General features: G+C 76.9%; 2 protein-coding genes. One reads left to right on the forward strand and one right to left on the reverse strand.

The genetic code is table 11. The features are described 5' to 3' along the window. A partial coding sequence (locus UWG_RS30150) for a hypothetical protein (protein WP_016908203.1) occupies nucleotides 1–474 on the reverse strand: 474 nt, incomplete at its 3' end. Nucleotides 475–678: 204 nt separating this feature from the next. Between UWG_RS30150 and UWG_RS0115850 the strand changes: the two genes are divergently transcribed. Further along, nucleotides 679–1,008, forward strand: coding sequence for an SCO4225 family membrane protein (locus UWG_RS0115850; RefSeq protein WP_016908204.1), 330 nt, complete (start codon nucleotides 679–681; stop codon nucleotides 1,006–1,008). The last annotated feature ends 47 nt before the right edge of the window (nucleotides 1,009–1,055 follow it).

Genomic DNA, 1,055 nt, shown 5'->3' on the forward strand with positions numbered 1-1,055 from the left:
GGTGGGGGCCGAGCCCTGGAGCGGGCGGGCCGGCGCGAAGGCGCGCGCCACCTCGTCGACGGTGCAGGACCAGGGCGTGAGGTCCTCGACGGTGCGGAGCGGCACCGGCTCCGCGCCCGGCGCCCGGACGAGCCACTCGTTCCAGACGGCCCCGCCCGGAGCGGTGAGCACCTCGAAGCGGAGGTCGGGCCAGAGCGGCACGGGCCAGGTGTGCGCGGTGCTGCGCACGTCGCCGAAGGTGCGCTCCGAGGTGGCGACGGGCGGGCCGAGCGCCGAACGGTAGCGGGCCAGCGCGCCGCGGCGCGCGGGCCCGTGGACCCTCGTTTGCCACCGCCGGTTGGCCTCGCGCATCTCCTGCTGTCCGACGCCGAGCGTGCGCAGCGCCTCGGTGACGAGTCCTGGTTGGAAGTCGGCCATGCGGCGCAGCAGGACGAGCTGGAACTCCAGCGGCCCGAAGGCGCCGGGGGCGCTCATCGGCCGGCCGCGTGCGGTGTCTGGCGGTACGGGCGCATGGAAGGACGGTACCGGCACGGCTTCGCGGCGCGGTAGCGCGGATTCCGCACCGACGGCAGCGCGCATCCGGCGGAGAGCGCGCGGCGGGTGAGTACGTGCACTCAGGCGTCCGCGGGAAGCGGCCCGGCATGCTGGGGGGCGCACGCAGAAAGAACCGGAGGGACCATGACGGACACGGGAAACCAACGGCGAGCGGCCGCCTGGCGGCGGGTCCGGGCGAACCCCGCCGGCCTCGCGTACCTCGCGCTGGTGGCGGCCGCCGCGCTCTTCGCGACGGTCGACGCGGTGTGGGTCCCGCATGCCGACGCCTCGTTCGCCGGGGTGTGGGTGCTCTTCGCGACGGCGCCCGCCTCGCTGCTCGTCCTCGGCCTCGACGGGCCGTGGTTCGCCGCGGGCATCGTGCTCGCCGCGCTCGTACAGGCCGCCCTGCTCGGCGGGGCGTACAGGTGGCTCGTCGGCACGCGCCACGCACGGCGCACGGCCGACGGCACCTGAGACGCCCCGCCCCACCGACCCCCGCGGCCCGGGTTCGCCCTCGGGCC

This window comes from Streptomyces xiaopingdaonensis (assembly GCF_000262345.1).
GTDB classification, from domain to species: domain Bacteria; phylum Actinomycetota; class Actinomycetes; order Streptomycetales; family Streptomycetaceae; genus Streptomyces; species Streptomyces xiaopingdaonensis.

Bases quoted from the DNA above. Each gene is read 5' to 3' on its own strand.
- UWG_RS0115850 (WP_016908204.1), top strand. From the start codon at position 679: ATGACGGACACGGGAAACCAACGGCGAGCGGCCGCCTGGCGGCGGGTC.